Annotated in this window: 16 protein-coding genes and 2 pseudogenes; 9 read left to right on the top strand and 9 right to left on the bottom strand. The window is 70.4% G+C overall.

From position 1 onward, the window contains the following. Nucleotides 1-28 precede the first annotated feature (28 nt). Both LK409_RS07155 and alr read right to left on the bottom strand, forming a co-directional pair. Nucleotides 29-703: an SDR family oxidoreductase gene (locus LK409_RS07155; RefSeq protein ID WP_049788706.1), complete on the bottom strand. Its 675-nt coding sequence runs from the start codon at nt 701-703 to the stop codon at nt 29-31. A 151-nt stretch (nt 704-854) separates the two neighbouring features. Continuing rightward, on the bottom strand, nt 855-1982 hold the full coding sequence (alr, locus tag LK409_RS07150; protein WP_010928230.1) for an alanine racemase: 1128 nt from the start codon (nt 1980-1982) through the stop codon (nt 855-857). 128 nt (nt 1983-2110) lie between these two features. On the opposite strand from alr, the gene hpnC reads away from it, so the two are divergent. From hpnC to hpnE, 3 genes are read left to right on the top strand one after another with little or no spacing between them, the layout of a single operon-like run. Continuing rightward, nucleotides 2111-2941: a squalene synthase HpnC gene (hpnC, locus tag LK409_RS07145; protein ID WP_010928229.1), complete on the top strand. Its 831-nt coding sequence runs from the start codon at nt 2111-2113 to the stop codon at nt 2939-2941. 1 nt (nt 2942) lies between these two features. Beyond that, nucleotides 2943-3806, top strand: a complete 864-nt coding sequence (hpnD, locus tag LK409_RS07140; protein ID WP_010928228.1) for a presqualene diphosphate synthase HpnD — start codon at nt 2943-2945, stop codon at nt 3804-3806. Further along, nucleotides 3803-5134 carry a hydroxysqualene dehydroxylase HpnE gene (hpnE, locus tag LK409_RS07135; protein ID WP_010928227.1) on the top strand — a complete coding sequence of 444 codons (1332 nt, stop codon included), beginning with the start codon at nt 3803-3805 and terminating at the stop codon, nt 5132-5134. The genes hpnD and hpnE overlap by 4 nt, the downstream gene beginning before the upstream one ends. Nucleotides 5135-5156: 22 nt before the next feature. On the opposite strand, the gene crcB is transcribed toward hpnE, so the two are convergent. From crcB to LK409_RS07115, 4 genes and pseudogenes are all read right to left on the bottom strand, one after another. Further along, nucleotides 5157-5537, bottom strand: coding sequence for a fluoride efflux transporter CrcB (crcB, locus tag LK409_RS07130; RefSeq protein WP_010928226.1), 381 nt, complete (start codon nt 5535-5537; stop codon nt 5157-5159). A 9-nt stretch (nt 5538-5546) separates the two neighbouring features. Then, on the bottom strand, nt 5547-6107 hold the full coding sequence (locus LK409_RS07125) for an HdeD family acid-resistance protein (protein ID WP_003810481.1): 561 nt from the start codon (nt 6105-6107) through the stop codon (nt 5547-5549). A 100-nt stretch (nt 6108-6207) separates the two neighbouring features. Then, nucleotides 6208-6991, bottom strand: a pseudogene (locus LK409_RS22775) (ABC transporter permease). Next, on the bottom strand, nt 6988-7935 hold the full coding sequence (locus LK409_RS07115) for an ATP-binding cassette domain-containing protein (protein ID WP_003810478.1): 948 nt from the start codon (nt 7933-7935) through the stop codon (nt 6988-6990). Before LK409_RS07115 ends, LK409_RS22775 begins: the two are co-directional and overlap by 4 nt. A gap of 147 nt (nt 7936-8082) precedes the next feature. Here LK409_RS07115 and LK409_RS07110 point away from each other — a divergent pair, with 147 nt between their 5' ends. From LK409_RS07110 to LK409_RS07090, 5 genes and pseudogenes are all read left to right on the top strand, one after another. After that, nucleotides 8083-8712, top strand: coding sequence for a PepSY-associated TM helix domain-containing protein (locus LK409_RS07110; protein WP_010928224.1), 630 nt, complete (start codon nt 8083-8085; stop codon nt 8710-8712). Between the two features lie 22 nt (nt 8713-8734). After that, nucleotides 8735-9250, top strand: a complete 516-nt coding sequence (locus LK409_RS07105) for a DUF2271 domain-containing protein (RefSeq protein WP_003810474.1) — start codon at nt 8735-8737, stop codon at nt 9248-9250. Between the two features lie 29 nt (nt 9251-9279). After that, entirely contained in the window at nt 9280-10080 is an 801-nt protein-coding gene (locus LK409_RS07100; protein ID WP_003810472.1) for a DUF4198 domain-containing protein, read from the top strand. 4 nt (nt 10081-10084) lie between these two features. After that, nucleotides 10085-11102, top strand: a pseudogene (locus tag LK409_RS07095) (FAD:protein FMN transferase). Next, nucleotides 11102-12481 (top strand): sulfite reductase subunit alpha, encoded by a 1380-nt coding sequence (locus tag LK409_RS07090; RefSeq protein ID WP_010928223.1) that lies wholly within the window; start codon nt 11102-11104, stop codon nt 12479-12481. The pseudogene LK409_RS07095 and the gene LK409_RS07090 overlap by 1 nt, the downstream one beginning before the upstream one ends. A 15-nt stretch (nt 12482-12496) precedes the next feature. Here LK409_RS07090 and LK409_RS07085 read toward each other — a convergent pair whose 3' ends face one another. Together LK409_RS07085 and LK409_RS07080 are read right to left on the bottom strand one after the other, a co-directional pair. Continuing rightward, on the bottom strand, nt 12497-13453 hold the full coding sequence (locus LK409_RS07085; RefSeq protein ID WP_004568582.1) for a tripartite tricarboxylate transporter substrate binding protein BugE: 957 nt from the start codon (nt 13451-13453) through the stop codon (nt 12497-12499). Nucleotides 13454-13500: 47 nt separating this feature from the next. Next, nucleotides 13501-14943, bottom strand: a complete 1443-nt coding sequence (locus LK409_RS07080) for an N-acyl-D-glutamate deacylase (protein ID WP_010928221.1) — start codon at nt 14941-14943, stop codon at nt 13501-13503. 104 nt (nt 14944-15047) lie between these two features. On the opposite strand from LK409_RS07080, the gene LK409_RS07075 reads away from it, so the two are divergent. Continuing rightward, nucleotides 15048-16010 carry a LysR family transcriptional regulator gene (locus LK409_RS07075; protein WP_003810463.1) on the top strand — a complete coding sequence of 321 codons (963 nt, stop codon included), beginning with the start codon at nt 15048-15050 and terminating at the stop codon, nt 16008-16010. A gap of 7 nt (nt 16011-16017) precedes the next feature. Here the strand turns inward: LK409_RS07075 and LK409_RS07070 are convergent, their stop codons facing one another. Then, nucleotides 16018-16470, bottom strand: coding sequence for an SRPBCC family protein (locus LK409_RS07070; protein WP_003810461.1), 453 nt, complete (start codon nt 16468-16470; stop codon nt 16018-16020). Nucleotides 16471-16484 lie beyond the last annotated feature (14 nt).

Genomic DNA, 16484 nt, shown 5'->3' with positions numbered 1-16484 from the left:
GGCTGCCGCCGCCGTCCACGCCCAGGACCTACCCGGTAATGAAGCCGGCGTCGTCCGACAACAAAAACGCCACCGCGGCGGCGACCTCGGCCGGCGTACCGAACCGCTTCATGGGAATCGAAGCCTGGGCGCGCTTTTCGGCGTCGCTGCCGGCCGGATGGCCGCGCCGGAACAGCTCGGTCTCGACCGGGCCGGGCGCCACCGCGTTGACGGTGACGCCATACTCGGCCAGTTCCAGCGCCCAGGTGCGGGTGCACCCGACCAGGGCGCTCTTGGCGGCCGAATAACTGGTGCGGTCGTAGGCTCCCAGGATGGCGCGGCTACAGATATTGACGATCCGTCCGCTACGCCGCACCTTCATCGATTCGACGAAGGTCTGGGTGACCTGCACCGCCACGCGCACGTTCAGGTCGAGCACGCTGTAGAGCGTGGCCAGGTCGATCTCGCCGAGCGCCTGCGGCGCCACGATGCCGACATTGTTGACCACCGCATCGACCGGGAATTTATCGCGGATCTCGCGCAGCACCTCTTCGGTGCGGCCGGCGTCGGCCAGGTCGCAGGCGTAGAGATAGCCAGGGAAGTCCACATCGGCGGTATTGCGCGCGATACCCACTACGTGGCAACCCAGATCGGTCAACCGCTGCGTCAGTGCCCAGCCGATGCCTTTGGTGGCACCTGTCACCAGCACGCATTTGTCCTTCATGGATTGAAACCTCGTCATGTTTGCCCCGCCAGCGCGACCGGCGGCCGCGCGACGACAGGGTATAGAGTAGACACCATCCGGCCGGCGGCGTCATGTAACTTGCGTAGCAATTCATGCCAGCAGGCCGGCCCGCCGGCGATCCGCACAATGCTCAGCCTTCGTGGCGCACGGGTACGCGCGGGGCCAGCGCGCACAGCAATTCGTAGCCGATGGTGCCAGCGGCCTCGGCCACTTCGTCGACCGACGGGCCGTCCTCGCCCCACAGCACCACGGGCGTGCCGATGCCGGCGGCCGGCACCGGATCCAGGTCGACCATGAGCATGTCCATCGACACGCGGCCGACCAGCCGCGTGCGCACGCCGCCCACGGTCAGGGGCGTACCGGTGCCGGCATGGCGCGGATAGCCGTCGGCATAGCCGCACGCCACCACGCCGATGCGCATCGGCCGGTCGGCGCGGAAAATGGCGCCATAACCCACCGCCGCGCCGGCCGGGATATCCTGGATGGCAATCAGCTCGGAGCGCAGCGTCATGGCCGGAATCAATCCGAACGCGCCGGCCTGCGCATCGGCGAACGGCGAGGCGCCGTACAGGCAGATGCCCGGCCGCACCCAGTGGGTCTGGCCGTCGTGGCCGACCGCCAGGTCGGCATAGCGCAGGGTGGCGGCCGAATTGCAGACGCTGGTCGCCCCGGCCAGGTGCGCGGTGGCGCCGTTGAAGACGTTCATCTGCTGGGTCACGCCCTGCGGCCCGTCGGCACAGGCGAAATGGGTCATCTTGCCGATGCCGCCCACCACGCCGTACTCATGCAGCTGCTGCGCGCGCGCGTAGGCGGACCCGTAGGCGTCCGGCGCGAAACCCAGCCGGTTCATGCCGCTGTTGAGCTTGACCATGATGTCGACGCGGCGCGACAGCCGCGCATGCGCCAGCATGTCGAACTGCTCGCGCGTATGCACGGTGGTGGCGAGATGATAGCGGTCGACGATTTCCAGGTCGGACGGCTGGAAGAAGCCTTCGAGCAGCAGGATGGGGCCGCCCCAGCCCGCTTCGCGGCAGCGCACGGCCTCCTGCAGGTCCAGCATGGCCAGGCCCTGGGCCGCCGAGAAACCGGCCACCGCCTGTTCGATGCCATGGCCGTAGGCATTGGCCTTGAGGACCGCCCAGATGGAGGGCGGCGTGCCGTCCGCCTTGGCCGCCACGTCATCGAGATGACGACGCACGGTGGCAAGGTTGTGCCGCAGCGCGGACTGGGAGATCGAAGCAAATATGGGACGCGGCATGATGAGATTTCCGAGGCACCCGGGCCTGTTGCCGCCAAGTCTAACTGATCCGCCCGCGGCGCCATACGCCGCCCTCCCCTAAAATGCCTCATTCCGGCGGCTGATGCCGCCCTGACCTCGCTATCCGTATGGCCATCGATCACTACGAGAATTTCCCCGTTGCTTCGCTGCTGCTGCCGCGGCGGTTGCGCGGCGCCGTGACCGATATCTATCGATTCGCCCGCGCCGCCGACGATATCGCCGATGAAGGCGCCGCCGAGGACGCCGAGCGCCTGCGCCAGCTGGCCGCCTTCCGCGCCGAGCTGCATCGCATCGGCGCCGAACCCGGCACGCTGGCCGTGCCGGCCAGCGCCGACCTGGCGCCCATCTTCACCCCGCTGGCGGCCACCATCGCGCGCCACCAGTTGCCCATCACGCCGTTCTTCGACCTGTTGTCGGCGTTCGAGCAGGACATCTCGGTCAAGCGCTACGAGTCCCATGACGATCTGCTGGACTACTGCCGGCGCTCGGCCAACCCGGTGGGCCGGCTGATGCTGCACCTGTACGGCGCCGTCGACGAAGCCAACCTGCGCGATGCCGATGCGATCTGCACCGGCCTGCAGTTGGTGAATTTCTGGCAGGACGTGCGCATCGACTGGCGCAAGCAGCGCGTCTACCTGCCCGAGGAGGACCTGCGCCGCCATGGTATCAGCCGCGACGACCTGGCAGCCTGCCGGCTGACCCCGCAATGGCGCGAGCTGATGGCCTTCGAAGTGCAGCGCACGCGCGCGCTGCTACACTCTGGCGCTGCGCTGCCGCGCCGCCTGCCGGGCAGGATCGGGTTGGAATTGCGCCTGGTCGTCCAGGGCGGCCTGCGCATCCTGCAACGCATCGAGGACGCCGGATACGACGTCTTCATGAATCGCCCCGAGTTGGGCGCCAAAGATTGGGCCGTCATGCTGTGGCGCGCCTTCACCTGATATGACCCCTGACGAATACTGCCAGGAAAAGGCCGCCAGAAGCGGCTCCAACTTCTATTACTCGTTCCTGTTCCTGCCGCCGGCGCGGCGGCGGGCCATTACTGCGCTGTACGCGTTCTGTCGCGAGGTCGACGACGTGGTCGACGAATGCAGCGACCCGTCCCTGGCGCGCGTCAAGCTGGCCTGGTGGCGCACGCAGGTCGACCAGATGGTCGATGGCAAGCCGGACCACCCCGTCACGCGCGCGCTGCAGCCGCACCTGGCCGATTGCAACATCACGCGCGAGCGTCTGCTGGCCGTCATCGACGGCATGGAGATGGACCTGGACCAGACCCGCTACCTGGACTGGCCCGGCCTGCGCAAGTACTGTTGGCACGTGGCCGGCGTGGTCGGCGAATTGTCGGCCGGCGTGTTCGGCTACCAGGATGCGCGCACGCTGGACTATGCCGGCAAGCTGGGACTGGCGTTCCAGCTCACCAACATCATCCGCGATGTCGGCGACGACGCGCGGCGCGGCCGCATCTACCTGCCGGTCAATGAACTGCAGCAATTCGAGGTCAAGGCCGCCGATATCCTCAACGGCGTCCATTCCGAACGCTTCAGCGCGCTGATGCGCTTTCAGGCCGAGCGCGCCCGCGGGCTGTACCGCGAGGCGATGCAGGCCCTGCCCGAGACGGACCGGCGCGCCCAGCGGCCCGGGCTGATGATGGCGGCCATCTACCATGCGCTGCTCGACGAAATCGAGCGCGACGACTGGCAGGTGCTGCACCAGCGCATTTCGCTGACGCCCGTGCGCAAGCTGTGGCTGGCCTGGAAGACCTGGGTAAGCGGCGGCGCCCCCCTGGTGCGCCGGCTGGCGCGATGAAGGTCGCCGTCATCGGAGCGGGCTGGGCCGGCCTGGCAGCCAGCGTGGCGCTGCGCGAGGCCGACGCCAAGGTCACGGTGTTCGAAGCCGGGCGCACGCCCGGCGGGCGCGCCCGCCGCGTGGTCCACCCGGAGTTCGGCGACGACCTGGACAACGGCCAGCACATCCTGCTGGGCGCCTATGGCGAAACCCTGGCGCTGATGCGCCGCCTGGGACGCAACCCGGATGCGCTGCTGATGCGCCGGCCGTTGCGGCTGGCCAGCCTGGACGGCGGCTTTCGCCTGTCGGCGCCGCCCCTGCCCGCCCCCCTGCACGCCGCCGCCGCGCTGCTGCTGGCGCGCGGCCTGCCCTGGCGCTCGCGCGTGGCTGCCGTGCGGCTCATGCACTACCTGCGCCAGATGCAGTGGCAGGCGCCGCGCGACTGGACCGTCACGCAGCTGCTGGACCATACCCGCCAGCCCGCCGGCATCCGCCAATCCGTCTGGGTGCCCCTGTGCCTGGCTGCCCTGAACACTCCCCCGGCGCAGGCCAGCGCCCTGCTGTACGCGCACATCCTGCGCGACAGCCTGACCGGCCACCGGCGCAACAGCGATCTGCTGCTGCCCTGCGCCGACCTGTCGGCGCTGTGGCCCGACGTGGCGGCCCTCCAGGCCACCATGCGCTACGGCAACACGGTGCGGCGTCTGACGCCGCAGGCCCATAGCGTCGAGGTCAACGGCGAACGGTTCGACGCGGCCGTACTGGCCGTATCGCCCCAGGTGGCGGCGCGCCTGCTTGAGAATGCGCTGGCCGAGCGAGGCTCCAGCGGGCTGCTGCGCGCCCTGCAGGCGTTCGATTACGAACCCATCGCCACGTTGAATTTGCGCCTGGCCGGCCCCTGGCCCCTGCCCGAGCCCATGATGATGCTGCGCGAGGAACCGGCGCGCGGCTTTCACGGCCAGTGGCTGTTCGACCGCTCGCGCCTGACCGGCCGTGGCGAGCGCGGCGAACTGGCGGTGGTGGTCAGCGCGGCGCGCGCCGTGGCGGCTGCCGACCGCGAACAGGCCATCGCCGCCCTGACGCGCCAGGTGGCCGAACAGGCCCGCCGCCACCCGGCGCGCCTGGCCCCGATGCCCGCCGTCGAGATAGCCGAACTGTTCGTGGAAAAGCGCGCCACCTTCGCCGCCGTGCCGGGCCTGGCGCGGCCGCTGAACAGCACCCCATGGCGCTCGCTGGCGCTGGCCGGCGACTGGACCGACACGGGCTACCCCGGCGTGCTCGAAGGCGCGGTGCGCAGCGGCCTGCAAGCCGCCCGCGTCGTGCTCGGCGGCGCGGCCACGCAGGACTGAAACCTGGCGCCCGGCGCCGGCCTCAGCGCAACAGCAGGCGCACGGTCGCCAGCCCGGTCATGGCCAGCGAACCGGCCAGGCTCGCGCCGGCGTAGGCCGCCGCGGTCGCGTAGACGCCGCGCTCCAGCATGTCGACGGTCTCGGCCGAGAAGGTCGAGAACGTGGTCAGCCCGCCCAGGAAGCCGGTTACCGCGGCCAGCCGTATCCAGGCGGGCCATTCCGGATGGCTGGCGATGAGCGCGACCATCACGCCGATAAGGTAGCCGCCGACCAGATTGGCCGTCAGCGTGCCCCACGGCCAGCCCGCGCCATTCAGGCGCAGGCCCGGCACCCAGCGCAGCCAGGCGCCCAGGGTCGCGCCCACCCCGATGGCGAGGAAATTGAGCGGAGCGAAAGTCAGCACGGCAACTCCTCAGGCCGGCGTCGCGGCGTGGTTCTTGAGCCGCAATGCCAGGGCCAGCAGCAGCACGCCGAACAGCACCGCGTACACGCCGATCACCCACACCAGCGCCAGCGCGCCGGCACCCGGCTGGAACAGCAGCAGCGCGCCGAATACGATGGACAGCGCGCCCGACAGGCCGTGCAGCCACTCGTTCTCGATATCCTTGCGAAAGCGGATCGCCGCGGCAATCTGGAACACCCCGCCGATCACGGCCCAGAACGCGATGATGTACAGCAGCACCAGCGCGGTCAGCCCGGGCCAGGCAAAGGTCGCGATGCCGGCCGCGATACCCGTCAGGCCCACCAGGATCAGCGGCCACAACGGCTTGTCCTGGTCGCGGATGCGCCAGCCCGCGATCAGCGCGAAGATCCCGTCGGCCAGCGCGAAAGCGCCCCATACCAGCACCAGCGCCGACAACGTGATGCCGGGCATCAGCACTGCCATCAGGCCGAACAGCACCGCCACCACGCCGCGCAACGCCACCCAGCCCCACTCGCGTCCTGCATGATTCAACACCGCATCCGTGACCATGACGTTCTCCTTTGAGTACCGAGACAAACCACCCAGGCGGGCCCTGGAAACATGTTAGACGCCCGCGCCGCCCCTGTCATGGGGCGCGGTTCAACGCTGTTCAACGCAGCAGCCGGCGCCGCATCAGCACCGCCACCAGCCAGATGCCCAGCGCCGCCGTCGCGGCCAGTTGCGCCACATCGGCCCACCAGGCGTGCGGCACCTGTCCCAGCGTGAGCGGCCGGATCAGATTGACCGCCGGAGCCACGGGCAGCCACTGCAGCGGGCCGGCCAGCGCGGCCGGCAGTTGCGAGGCGGGAAAGAACACCCCCGACAGGAACACCATGGGCGTGACGCCCAGCGTGAAGTAATACATGAAGAACTCGTAGCCGCGCGCCAGCGCGCTGACCACCAGCGCCATCGAGGCGAAAGCCAGCCCGGCCAGGGCCAGCACCGGCGGCACCCACAGCAGGGTCGGCGCGCGCGATGTCCAGCGCCACCACCACCAGCAGGATGGCAATCCCGCTCTTGAGCGCCTTGGCGGCCGCCCACAGGATTTCCGCCCAGACCACGTCGTCCAGGTCCAGCGGCGTGCTCAGCATGGCGTCCCAGGTGCGCTGCACGTGCAGGCGCGAGAAAGCGTTGTAGGTGGCCTCGAAGGTGGCGCCGTACAGCGCGCCCACGCACATCGAGCCGGCCGACAGGAAGGTCACGTAGGGCACGCCCTCGATGCCCGGCAGCAGCGCGCCCAGGCCGAACCCCAGCGCCAGCAGCGCGACGACGGGGTCGAGAACATCGCCCAGCACCGTGGTCAGGGCCGTCTTGCGCCACACCAGGAAATTGCGCCGCAGCACCGCCACGCAGCGGCGCGTCAGCGGCGGCCAGCCCCAGGCGCCCGCACTCATGCGTCCTCCCGCATGCCGCGTCCCGTCAGGCGCAGGAACAGGTCTTCGAGGTTGGCGGGCCGGTGCAGGTAGCGCAGGTCCGGCCAGCCCTGCAGCGCCTGCACGACGGGCGTGGCGTCGTCCGTATGGCAGAACGCCGTTTCGCCGCTCACCTCGACCCGCGCCGGCAAGGCCGCGCGGTGCGCATCCAGCCAGGCGTGCAGGTCATCGCCATAGACCTCGACCACCTGCGGCTCCAGGCAGCGCTCGATCAGGGCCCGGGGCGCGCCTTCGGTAATCAGCCGGCCGTGGTCGATCACGCCGAGCCGGTGGCACAGGCGTTCGGCCTCGTCCATGAAGTGCGTGGTCAGCAGGATGGTCTTGCCGCGCGCCAGCAGCGCCTTCAGGCGCTCCCAGATCAGGTGGCGCGCCTGCGGGTCCAGCCCGGTGGTCGGCTCGTCCATGATGATGAGGTCGGGATCGTTGATGAGCGCGCGCGCCAGCGTCAGGCGCCGCTTCATGCCGCCGGAGAGCTCGCCGATGCGCGCATCGGCCTTGGCCGCCAGCGCCGCGAAGGCCAGCAATTGCGGCAGCCTGGCCCGTACCTGCGCGTCGCTCAGGCCGAAGTAGCGGCCGAACACCAGCAGGTTCTCGGCCACGGTGAAATCGGGGTCCAGGTTGTCGATCTGCGGCACCACGCCCAGGCGCGCCCGCGCCTGCCTGGCCTGCGCCGGCACGGCGTGGCCCAGCACCTCGACGGCTCCGCCGTCAAACGGCGTCAGGCCCAGCAAGGCGCGCAAGGTCGTGGTCTTGCCGGCGCCGTTGGGGCCCAGCAGGCCGTAGCATTCGCCGCGCCGCAGCGCGAAGGACAGGCCGTCGACGATCACGCGCTCGCCGTAGCGCTTGGTCAGGCCGTGCACCTGCAAGACAGGCGCGCATGAGGCGGAAACCGGGTTGGAGGACATGGCGACGATTCTATATCCGCGTCGCGCCGCGCCCGTGTGACGCGCGCGAAACCGATTGAAATACGGCAAGCCAGGATGAAAACGAGGCTTTTATAAGATTCATTCTCATTAAGTGTTAGAATCCACGACCTTGACAAACGAAATCCCATGGACGGCAAAACCTCCTCCAAACGGCGCGCCTACTGGCTGAAGACGCTGCATCAATGGCACTGGATCAGTTCGGCGCTCTGCCTGCTGGGCATGCTGCTGTTTGCCGTGACCGGCCTGACGCTGAACAACGCCTCGCACATCGAGTCGCGCGCGCGCGTCGATACCCGCCATCTGGAATTGCCGGCGCCGCTGCGCGCCGAACTGGCCGCCGCCGCCCCCGCCAGGCCGGCCCTGCCGCCGGCGCTGCTCGAATGGCTGGACCGCGAGCTCGATGTCGATGCGCGCGGCGCCGCCGCCAAGCCCGAATGGTCGCCCGACGAACTGTACGTGTCGCTGCCGCGGCCGGGCGGCGACGCCTGGCTGTCGATCGACCTGCAAAGCGGCGAACTGGAATACGAGCGCACCGACCGCGGCTGGATCGCCTACCTGAACGACCTGCACAAAGGACGCCACACCGGCCTGGCCTGGAACTGGTTCCTGGACATCTTCGCAGTGGCCTGTCTGGTGTTTTCGCTCACCGGACTGGTGCTGCTGAAAATGCACGCCGGCAATCGCGCCGCCACCTGGCCCATGGTCGGGCTGGGCGTGGTCATCCCGGTCGTGCTGGCACTGCTATTCATTCATTGACCGTCTTACTGGATATCGGACTATGCGCAAACTGTTGTTGTCTGCCCTGCTGGCCGGCCTGGTGGCCCGCACCGCCTACGCGGCCGACCTGGGCCTGAGCGTCGAAATTCCCCGCCTGGACGTGGCCGAGTACCACCGCCCGTACGTGGCCATCTGGATCGAGCAGGCCGACCAGAGCGTGGCGGGCGACCTGGCAGTCTGGTACGACGTGGCCAAGAAGAACAACGAAGGCGCCGAATGGCTCAAGGACATGCGCCAATGGTGGCGCCGCAGCGGCCGCAACCAGCAGTTCCCGGTCGACGGCGTCAGCGGCGCCACGCGTCCGGCGGGCAAGCACGCCCTGTCGTTCGCCGGCACCGCCAAGCCGCTGGCCGATCTCAAGCCCGGCAAATACGCCGTGGTGGTCGAGGCCGCCCGCGAGGTCGGCGGCCGCGAACTGGTACGCGTGCCCTTTGACTGGCCGCCGCAACAGGCGCAGCAGCTCACCGCCCGCGGCGAGCACGAGCTGGGCGCCATCGCCGTCGACCTCAAGCCCTGACATCCCTTTCCCCCACTAGGAGCGCCCTCATGAAAGCCGTAGCCAAACTGGCCGCCGCCCTGACCCTGGCCCTGCCGCTCGCCGCGCAGGCGCACGACGTCTGGGTCCTGCCCTCTTCCACGGTGCTGTCCGGCGTGGATAGCTGGATCACCGTGGACGCCGCGGTCGGCAACGACAAGTTCTACTTCAACCACGCGCCGCTGCGCCTGGATGGCCTGGACATCATCGCCCCCGACGGCAGCGCCGCGCAGGCCGAGAACGTCAGCCGCGGCAAGATCCGCAGCACCTTCGACCTGCAGCTCAAGCAGAACGGCACGTATCGCGTGGCGGTGGTCAACGACGGCGTGTTCGCGCGCTGGAAGGAAGACGGCAAGCCCAAGCGCTACTTCGGCAAGCCCGAAGGCATGGCCGCGGCGGTACCCGCCAACGCGCAGGAACTGGAAGTCTCGCAGAGCCTGGGCCGCGTCGAAACCTTCGTGACCGCCGGCAAACCCGGCGCGATCAAGCCGGTCGGCAAGGGCCTGGAGCTGGTGGCGGTATCGCACCCGAACGATCTGTATTCCGACGAGCCGGCCACCTTCCAGATGCTGCTCGACGGCAAGCCCGCCGCCGGCCTGGAAATGGAAATCGTGCCCAACGGCAGCCGCTACCGCGACAAGATCGAGGAGATCGAGCTCAAGACCGACGCCGACGGCAAGTTCCAGGTCAAGTGGCCGCAGCCCGGCATGTACTGGGTGCACACCGAGGCCGAAGACGACAAGGTCAGCGTGCCCAAGGCCACCAAGCGCCGCATGTCGTACGCGCTGACCCTGGAAGTGCTGCGCCCCTGAGCGCATGAGCATGGCCCGTCCACCGTCCTACGCGCCGCCGCTGGCGGCGCGCATGCCCTCGGCCCCGCCGCGCCTGTCCGGCGAGCCGGTGGCGCTGGCCGGCGCCACCATGGGCACGACCTGGTCCGCACGCCTGGCCCTGCCGCCCGGCGTGACGCGCCAGCAGGCCCAGGCGGCCATCGCGGCGGCGCTGGACGAGGTCGTGGCCCAGATGAGCACCTGGGAGGCCGGCTCGGACATCTCGCGCTTCAATCGCGCCGCGACGGGCTGGCAGGCGCTGCCCGAAGCGCTGTTCCATGTGCTGTCGCACGCGCTGGACCTGGCCGACGCAAGCGGCGGCGCCTACGACCCGACCATCGGCGCGCTGGTCGACGCCTGGGGCTTTGGCGCCGGACCGCGCGTGCATGAGCCGCCGGCCGCCGCGGCGATCGCCGCGGCCCTGGCCGATTGCGGCCACGCACGGGTACGGCTGGACGCCCAGGCCCGGCGCGCCTGGCAACCCGGCGGCGTACGCCTGGACCTGTCATCCATCGCCAAGGGCTATGGCGTGGACCGCGCCGCGCTGGCCCTGCGCGCGCTGGGCGTGACTGCCTGCCTGGTGGAAGTGGGCGGCGAGCTGCGCGCCCATGGCGCGCGGCCCGATGGCCTGCCCTGGCGTGTCGCGGTCGAAGTGCCCGACGCCAGCGGCGCGCATGCGCTGGCGGTGCCGCTGCGCGACCAGTCGATCGCCACCTCGGGCGATTACCGCCGCTACATCGAACAGGCCGGCCGGCGCTACGCGCACACGCTGGACCCCCCGCACCGGCAAGCCGCTCGACAACGACCTGGCCTCGGTCACGGTGATCCATCCCGAATGCATGCTGGCCGATGGCCTGGCCACCGCACTGGGCGTACTGGGCGCGGCCGCCGGCGCCGACTACGCCGCGCGCCACGACCTGGCCGCCCTGTTCATCCTGCGCGGCGCGGCGGGCCACGAGGTACGCGCCACGCCGGCCTTCGCCGCGCTGATGGACCGCCCTTGATGCCGCTGCCGCCCCATCCGCGCCCGGTCGCCGCGGCCGGCCTCGTGCTCGCCTGGCTGTTGCTGTGCCTGTGGGCGTGGCGCCAGGCGCGCATGCGCGCCGCCAGCCAGGCTCGCGCGCTGCGCGCGCTCGAGGCCCGGCCCGGCCCGCAGACCGTCCTGGTGGCCTACGCCAGCCAGACCGGCTTCGCCGCCGAACTGGCCGAACATACCGCGGCGGCGCTGGCCAGCGGCGGCCTGCAAGCGCGCGTGGCCGAGCTCGGACAGATCGACGCCGCCACGCTCGGCCACTATGCGCGTGCGCTGTTCATCGTCAGCACCTACGGCGAAGGCGATCCGCCCGACGCGGCCGCCCCGTTCGCCGACACCGCCATGCAATCCGGCGCCGGGCTGGGCGCCTTGCGCTACGCCGTGCTCGCGCTGGGCGACAGCAGCTACGCGCACTTCTGCGGCTTCGGCCATCGCCTGGACGACTGGCTGCGCGCCAACGGCGCCGCGCCGCTGTTCGACCTGGTCGAAGTCGACGCCGGCGACGCGGCGGCGCTGCGCCACTGGCAGCGCCACCTGGGCGTGGTAACCGGCTGCACCGACCTGCCGGACTGGCAGGCCCCCGCCTACCAGTCCTGGCGGCTGGCGCGGCGCACCCTGCTCAACCCCGGCAGCCAGGGCGCGCCTTGCTACTTCATCGAACTGACGCCGCCGCACGGCACGGCGCCGCAATGGCAGGCCGGCGACATTGCCGAGATCGGCCCGCGCGATGCGCCCGACAGCCCGCTGCATGCCCATCGCGAATATTCGATTGCCTCGCTGCCGGCCGACGGCGCGGTGCACCTGCTGGTGCGCCAGATGCGCTCCGCCGACGGCGCGCTGGGCCTGGGCAGCGGCTGGCTGACGCACATCGCGCAAACCGGCCAGGCCATCGACCTGCGAGTGCGCGCCAATCGCAACTTCCATCCGCCGGCCGACGCCCGCCCGTTGATCCTGGTCGGCAACGGCACCGGGCTGGCCGGCCTGCGCGCCCTCCTCAAGGCGCGCCGCAGCGCCGGCCACGGGCGCAACTGGCTGGTGTTCGGCGAGCGCAGCGCCGCCCACGACTGGTTCTGCCGCGACGAGCTGGCGCAATGGCGCGGCGAAGGCTGGCTTGAATACGTGGACGCGGTGTTTTCGCGCGACGCGCCGCAGCGCCGCTACGTGCAGGACCTGCTGCGCGAACGCGCCGAACGCGTGCGCGACTGGATACGCGAGGGCGCCGCGGTATATGTGTGCGGCAGCCTGCACGGCATGGCCGAAGGCGTGCACCAGGCGCTGGCCGACATCCTGGGCCCGGCGCAGCTGCAGGCGCTGCAGCACGCCGGGCGCTATCGCCGCGACGTGTACTGAGCGCCGCGCGCGCCGTCACTGCAGCTTGATGTCGGCCTTCTCGATCACGGTCTTCCAGCGCGCCTGCTCGGCCTGAATCTGCGCGGCGAACTCGGCCGGCGTGTTGCCCAGCGGGAACGCACCGGTCTCCTCCATCTTCGCGGCCGTGGCCGGATCGCGCACGGCCTGGGCGAACGCCTGGGCCAGCTTGTCGCGCACCGCGTCCGGCAGGCCGGCCGGCGCGACCACGCCATACCAGGCCGTGACGTCGTAATCGCGGTAACCCTGTTCGGCGAAGGTGGGCACCTCGGGCAGGCGCGGATTGCGCGCCGCGCCGGTGATGGCCAGCGGACGCAGATGGCCGCTCTTGATGTACGGCAACGACGAGGGGAAGTTGTCGAAGATCACCGGCACCACGCCCGAGACGGCGTCGGTCAGGGCGGGCGCCGAGCCGCGGTAGGCAATGCTGGTCATCTTGCCGCCGATCAGCTGCAGGAACCAGATCATGCCCAGGTCGTTCACGCCCCCCGCGCCCGCGTTGGCGTAGCCGTCGCGGCCCGGATTGGCGCGCACGTGGGCCACGAACGCGCCCAGGTCGGCCGCCGGGTACGAAGGATTGACGCTCAGGATGTTGGGGCTGGTCACCAGGTTGCTGACCGGGGTGAAGTCCTTGACGGGATCGTAGGCCAGGTTGGGAAACAGGTGCGGCGCCGTGCCGTGCGTGCTGACCGTGGCCAGGCCCAGCGTATAGCCGTCGGGCTTGGCCCGCGCGGTGGCGGTGATGCCGATGGTGCCCGCCGCGCCGGTCCGGTTCTCGACCACGATCTGCTGACCGAGGATTTCACCTGCCTTGGCCGCGGCCACGCGGCCGACGATATCGGTCGGGCCGCCGGCCGGGAACGGCACGATCAGCGTGATCGGACGCTCGGGAAAATCGGCGTGCGCCGCGGGCAACGCGGCCATCAGGGCCAGAACGGCCAGGGTCTTGCGCATGGGATGTCTCCGTGTCAATATCGATGCGTAGGGGAAAAAACAGGCTCTCAGGCGCCGGCGCGCAGTACCTGGCCGGGGCGGCCATCGGCGGGCGGCTGCGGGAACACTTCGGCGCCATTGACCAGCACGCCGGCGATGCCGACCGACGCCAGCGTCGGCTCGTCCCAGGTGGCGCGGTCGGCCACCGTGTCGGGGTCGAACACCACCACGTCCGCCCAGGCGCCCGGCTGCAGCACGCCGCGCTCGGCAAACCCGAACACGCGCGCCGGCAGCGCGGTCATCCTGGCCACCGCCTGCTCCAGCGTCATCAACCGGGCTTCCCGCACATAGCGGCCCAGCACGCGGGTGAAGCTGCCCCACAGGCGCGGGTGCGGGCGCGCATCGTTGGGCAGGCCGTCCGAGCCCACCATGCAGCAGGGATGCTGGAAGATGCGCTTGACCTCGTCCTCGTCCATGGCGAAGTAGATCGCGCCCGCAGGCGCCAGGCGCCGCGCCGCGGTGGTCTTGTCGCAGCCCCAGCGCGCGGCGATATCGGCCAGGTACTCGCCGCTGCACTCCGGGTGCGGCGTGGACCAGGTGATGCGGATATCGTCGATGGTCTCGGCACGCTCGGGAATCAGGATGGTGGAGCTGCCCGGGTAGGGATAGATATCCAGCGCCACCTCCACGCCCTGCTCGCGCGCGCGGTCGATATTGGCCAGGGTGGCGCGGCTGCGCCCCCAGTTCTGCGGCATCATGCATTTGTGGTGGGACACCACCGTGGCGCAACCGGTGCCGCGCCCTATCGCCAGCACCTCCTCGACGGCCGCCTCCACGCCGTCGGCCTCGTTGCGGATGTGGCTGGTATGCAGGCGCCGGCGCTCGGCCGCCACCCGCGCCAGCCCTTCGAGCTCGGCCGCCTGCGCCACGGCCCCGGGCTGGTAGGCCAGCCCGGTGCTGAAACCCACCGCGCCGGCCTCGAGCGCCGCCTGCAGCATGTCCTGCATGGCCTGCTGCTCGGCCGCCGTGGGCGCGGCCTGCGGATCGCGCATCGCCGCCAGCCGCAGGTTGGCATACCCGACCAGCGCGGCCACGTTGATCATGGGCCGCTGCGCGTCGAGCGCGGCGAAATAGGCCGGCACATCGGCAAACAACGGCGTCTCGCCCAGCAGCGCCAGCGCCGCCGCGGTGTTGCCCGGCAGCGGCGCGGGCGCGGCGCTCACGCCGCAATTGCCCACCACGACCGTGGTGATGCCCTGGCTGGTCTTCCAGCGCAAGTCCGGCTTCTCGACGAACATCAGGTCGTCGTGGCCGTGCACATCGATGAAACCCGGCGCCACGATCTTGCCGCTGGCGTCCCAGGCGTGGCGCGCCGGATGCGCGCCCAGCTCGCCGATCGCCGCGATGCGTCCGTCGCGCACCCCCAGATCGGCGCGGCGGCGCGGCGCGCCCGTGCCGTCGATGATCCAGCCGCCGGTAATCTTGAAATCCAGCTTTTCCGCGTTCTGCATGTCTACCCCTTGCGGGCCTGTCTCAAACCTGGGAAGGGTCCAGTATCATCGCAAACATCGATCATGAAAAATTGTTTTACTTTATCCATCTATCGTAATTTGCAATGAATCGCCTGCCCAAGCACGTCACGCTCAAGCACCTGACCGCCTTCGTGGCCGTGGCCCAGGAAAGCAGTTTCACGCATGCGGCGCGCCGCCTGTTCCAGACGCAATCCTCGGTCACCACGCTGGTGCGGCAACTGGAGACCGCGCTGGGCACCCAGTTGTTCGCGCGCACCAGCCGCAAGGTCCTGCTGAGCGCGGCCGGCCAGGATTTCCTGCCGCGCGTGATGCGCCTGCTGGCCGATTTCGACGGCGTGATCGAGGATGTGGTGCGCTACGGCGCGCTGGAACGCGGCCGCGTGAGCGTGGCGGCCGCGCCATCGGCCATTACCCAGCTGATCGCGCCGGCGGCGGCCGACTTCGCGCGGCGCCACCCCGCCATCCGCCTGTACCTGCGCGACGACAACTCCGGACGCATCCAGCGGCAGGTGGCCGCGCAGGAGGTCGACTTCGGCCTGACCAGCCGCTGGGCCGACGCGCCGGGGCTGGCGTTCGACCCCTTGCTGGAAGACCGCTTCGGCGTGCTCTACCGGGCCGACGACACAAGCATCCAGCCGGGCCGCGACGGCCACGTGCGCTGGGAGCGCCTGAGCCATCGCAAACTGGTGGGGGTCGTGGACGAGACCGGCATCATGGCGCTGCTGCGCGCGCGCGCCGACCTGCCGATCGAAGCGGCGGCGCCGTTCTACGAAGCCTCCAGCACCACCTCGCAGGCGGCGCTGGTCAAGGCAGGCCTGGGCGTGGCCCTGCTGCCGGCGCTGGCGGCCGAACGGGTGCGCGAGCCGGGCCTGGCCTTCGCGCTGCTGGCGCGCCCCACCGTGATGCGCACGCTCTGCATCATCGGCCACCAGGAGCGGGCGCTCAGCCCGGCCGCCGCGGCGCTCATCGACACGCTACGCGCCTATGTGCGGCAGGCCACCCTGCCGGCGGGCTGCCGCCCCGCCGGCCGCAACAGCCGCGCCTGACCCGCCCTTATGCCTGCCGGCCGCGCAGGTACTGGTCCAGGGCCTGCAGGCCGGCGGCAAACACGCCCTCGCCCACCAGGCGAGCCACCTCGTCCCGGTTGGCGCCAGCCACCACGTCGAAATCGGCCCACCATTGCGCGAACGTGCCACCGCCCTCGGTAACCGGACACAGATCCACGCCGGCGACATAATCGCGCATGGGCAGGTCGGTTTCGATGATGGCGTAGCGCAGCGACCGCCCCGCATCGTCGAGCATCAGCAAACGCTCGCGCACGTAGCCCGATGGATTGAGCGACAGGAAGCGCACCGTGCCCGGCGCATCGTCGCGCCCGCCCTCCTCCAGGCGGCTGTCGGCCACGCCCGGATGCCACGCCGACAGGCCGTTGAAGTCGCGCAGATGCGGCCACACCCGCTCGATGGGCGCGGCGACGACACGGCTGACATATACCAGATGACTCATGGACAATCTCCCCG

It is taken from the genome of Bordetella parapertussis (assembly GCF_020735925.1).
Classification (GTDB): Bacteria; Pseudomonadota; Gammaproteobacteria; order Burkholderiales; family Burkholderiaceae_B; genus Bordetella; species Bordetella pertussis.
The sequence above is the reverse complement of the archived record's forward strand: the minus strand, read 5'-3'. Positions and strand labels throughout refer to the sequence as shown.

Excerpts from the sequence above, each read along its gene's own strand:
- LK409_RS07155 (WP_049788706.1), bottom strand. The coding sequence starts at position 703 with ATGAAGGACAAATGCGTGCTGGTGACAGGTGCCACCAAAGGCATCGGC.
- alr (WP_010928230.1), bottom strand. The coding sequence starts at position 1,982 with ATGCCGCGTCCCATATTTGCTTCGATCTCCCAGTCCGCGCTGCGGCAC.
- hpnC (WP_010928229.1), top strand. The coding sequence starts at position 2,111 with ATGGCCATCGATCACTACGAGAATTTCCCCGTTGCTTCGCTGCTGCTG.
- hpnD (WP_010928228.1), top strand. The coding sequence starts at position 2,943 with ATGACCCCTGACGAATACTGCCAGGAAAAGGCCGCCAGAAGCGGCTCC.
- hpnE (WP_010928227.1), top strand. The coding sequence starts at position 3,803 with ATGAAGGTCGCCGTCATCGGAGCGGGCTGGGCCGGCCTGGCAGCCAGC.
- LK409_RS07125 (WP_003810481.1), bottom strand. The coding sequence starts at position 6,107 with ATGGTCACGGATGCGGTGTTGAATCATGCAGGACGCGAGTGGGGCTGG.
- LK409_RS07115 (WP_003810478.1), bottom strand. The coding sequence starts at position 7,935 with ATGTCCTCCAACCCGGTTTCCGCCTCATGCGCGCCTGTCTTGCAGGTG.
- LK409_RS07110 (WP_010928224.1), top strand. The coding sequence starts at position 8,083 with ATGGACGGCAAAACCTCCTCCAAACGGCGCGCCTACTGGCTGAAGACG.
- LK409_RS07105 (WP_003810474.1), top strand. The coding sequence starts at position 8,735 with ATGCGCAAACTGTTGTTGTCTGCCCTGCTGGCCGGCCTGGTGGCCCGC.
- LK409_RS07100 (WP_003810472.1), top strand. The coding sequence starts at position 9,280 with ATGAAAGCCGTAGCCAAACTGGCCGCCGCCCTGACCCTGGCCCTGCCG.
- LK409_RS07090 (WP_010928223.1), top strand. The coding sequence starts at position 11,102 with ATGCCGCTGCCGCCCCATCCGCGCCCGGTCGCCGCGGCCGGCCTCGTG.
- LK409_RS07085 (WP_004568582.1), bottom strand. The coding sequence starts at position 13,453 with ATGCGCAAGACCCTGGCCGTTCTGGCCCTGATGGCCGCGTTGCCCGCG.
- LK409_RS07080 (WP_010928221.1), bottom strand. The coding sequence starts at position 14,943 with ATGCAGAACGCGGAAAAGCTGGATTTCAAGATTACCGGCGGCTGGATC.
- LK409_RS07075 (WP_003810463.1), top strand. The coding sequence starts at position 15,048 with ATGAATCGCCTGCCCAAGCACGTCACGCTCAAGCACCTGACCGCCTTC.
- LK409_RS07070 (WP_003810461.1), bottom strand. The coding sequence starts at position 16,470 with ATGAGTCATCTGGTATATGTCAGCCGTGTCGTCGCCGCGCCCATCGAG.